The sequence below is a fragment of the Bacillus sp. BSL6 genome (assembly GCF_052928345.1).
On record NZ_JAVGCW010000027.1, the window covers coordinates 1 to 2987 of the forward strand.

The 2987-nt window shown below is 51.3% G+C and carries 1 rRNA gene; it reads left to right on the forward strand.

Features of this window, described 5'->3' with window-relative positions:
* Window positions 1-56 precede the first annotated feature (56 nt).
* Window positions 57-2979, forward strand: a 23S ribosomal RNA gene (locus tag RCJ96_RS27330).
* Window positions 2980-2987: the final 8 nt, after the last annotated feature.

Below are 2987 nucleotides of genomic sequence, written 5' to 3' on the forward strand. Positions count from 1 at the left end.
GTATGTTCTTTGAAAACTAGATAACAGTGTAGCTCATATTTTTTAATTTTTAGTTTGGTTAAGTTAGAAAGGGCGCACGGTGGATGCCTTGACACTAGGAGTCGATGAAGGACGGGACTAACGCCGATATGCTTCGGGGAGCTGTAAGTAAGCTTTGATCCGAAGATTTCCGAATGGGGAAACCCACCATACGTAATGGTATGGTATCCTTATCTGAATACATAGGGTAAGGAAGACAGACCCAGGGAACTGAAACATCTAAGTACCTGGAGGAAGAGAAAGCAAATGCGATTTCCTGAGTAGCGGCGAGCGAAACGGAACATAGCCCAAACCAAGAGGCTTGCCTCTTGGGGTTGTAGGACATTCTATACGGAGTTACAAAGGAACGAGGTAGACGAAGCGACCTGGAAAGGTCCGTCGTAGAGGGTAACAACCCCGTAGTCGAAACTTCGTTCTCTCTTGAATGTATCCTGAGTACGGCGGAACACGTGAAATTCCGTCGGAATCTGGGAGGACCATCTCCCAAGGCTAAATACTCCCTAGTGATCGATAGTGAACCAGTACCGTGAGGGAAAGGTGAAAAGCACCCCGGAAGGGGAGTGAAAGAGATCCTGAAACCGTGTGCCTACAAATAGTCAGAGCCCGTTAACGGGTGATGGCGTGCCTTTTGTAGAATGAACCGGCGAGTTACGATCCCGTGCGAGGTTAAGCTGAAGAGGCGGAGCCGCAGCGAAAGCGAGTCTGAATAGGGCGTTTAGTACGTGGTCGTAGACCCGAAACCAGGTGATCTACCCATGTCCAGGGTGAAGTTCAGGTAACACTGAATGGAGGCCCGAACCCACGCACGTTGAAAAGTGCGGGGATGAGGTGTGGGTAGCGGAGAAATTCCAATCGAACCTGGAGATAGCTGGTTCTCCCCGAAATAGCTTTAGGGCTAGCCTTAAGTGTAAGAGTCTTGGAGGTAGAGCACTGATTGGACTAGGGGTCCTCATCGGATTACCGAATTCAGTCAAACTCCGAATGCCAATGACTTATCCTTAGGAGTCAGACTGCGAGTGATAAGATCCGTAGTCAAAAGGGAAACAGCCCAGACCGCCAGCTAAGGTCCCAAAGTGTGTATTAAGTGGAAAAGGATGTGGAGTTGCTTAGACAACTAGGATGTTGGCTTAGAAGCAGCCACCATTTAAAGAGTGCGTAATAGCTCACTAGTCGAGTGACTCTGCGCCGAAAATGTACCGGGGCTAAATACACCACCGAAGCTGCGGATTGATACCGAATGGTATCAGTGGTAGGGGAGCGTTCTAAGGACAGTGAAGTCAGACCGGAAGGACTGGTGGAGTGCTTAGAAGTGAGAATGCCGGTATGAGTAGCGAAAGACGGGTGAGAATCCCGTCCACCGAATGCCTAAGGTTTCCTGAGGAAGGCTCGTCCGCTCAGGGTTAGTCAGGACCTAAGCCGAGGCCGACAGGCGTAGGCGATGGACAACAGGTTGATATTCCTGTACCACCTCTTTATCGTTTGAGCAATGGAGGGACGCAGAAGGATAGAAGAAGCGTGCGATTGGTTGTGCACGTCCAAGCAGTTAGGCTGATAAGTAGGCAAATCCGCTTATCGTGAAGGCTGAGCTGTGATGGGGAAGCTCCTTATGGAGCGAAGTCTTTGATTCCCCGCTGCCAAGAAAAGCTTCTAGCGAGATAAAAGGTGCCTGTACCGCAAACCGACACAGGTAGGCGAGGAGAGAATCCTAAGGTGTGCGAGAGAACTCTGGTTAAGGAACTCGGCAAAATGACCCCGTAACTTCGGGAGAAGGGGTGCTTTCTTAACGGAAAGCCGCAGTGAATAGGCCCAAGCGACTGTTTAGCAAAAACACAGCTCTCTGCGAAGCCGTAAGGCGAAGTATAGGGGGTGACACCTGCCCGGTGCTGGAAGGTTAAGGAGAGGGGTTAGCGTAAGCGAAGCTCTGAACTGAAGCCCCAGTAAACGGCGGCCGTAACTATAACGGTCCTAAGGTAGCGAAATTCCTTGTCGGGTAAGTTCCGACCCGCACGAAAGGTGTAACGATTTGGGCACTGTCTCAACCAGAGACTCGGTGAAATTATAGTACCTGTGAAGATGCAGGTTACCCGCGACAGGACGGAAAGACCCCGTGGAGCTTTACTGTAGCCTGATATTGAATTTTGGTACAGTTTGTACAGGATAGGCGGGAGCCTTTGAAACCGGAGCGCTAGCTTCGGTGGAGGCGCTGGTGGGATACCGCCCTGACTGTATTGAAATTCTAACCTACGGGTCTTATCGACCCGGGAGACAGTGTCAGGTGGGCAGTTTGACTGGGGCGGTCGCCTCCTAAAGTGTAACGGAGGCGCCCAAAGGTTCCCTCAGAATGGTTGGAAATCATTCGTAGAGTGCAAAGGCATAAGGGAGCTTGACTGCGAGACCTACAAGTCGAGCAGGGACGAAAGTCGGGCTTAGTGATCCGGTGGTTCCGCATGGAAGGGCCATCGCTCAACGGATAAAAGCTACCCCGGGGATAACAGGCTTATCTCCCCCAAGAGTCCACATCGACGGGGAGGTTTGGCACCTCGATGTCGGCTCATCGCATCCTGGGGCTGTAGTCGGTCCCAAGGGTTGGGCTGTTCGCCCATTAAAGCGGTACGCGAGCTGGGTTCAGAACGTCGTGAGACAGTTCGGTCCCTATCCGTCGTGGGCGTAGGAAATTTGAGAGGAGCTGTCCTTAGTACGAGAGGACCGGGATGGACGCACCGCTGGTGTACCAGTTGTTCTGCCAAGGGCATAGCTGGGTAGCTATGTGCGGAAGGGATAAGTGCTGAAAGCATCTAAGCATGAAGCCCCCCTCAAGATGAGATTTCCCATAGCGTAAGCTAGTAAGATCCCTGAAAGATGATCAGGTTGATAGGTTCGAGGTGGAAGCATGGTGACATGTGGAGCTGACGAATACTAATAGATCGAGGACTTAACCATATAATATG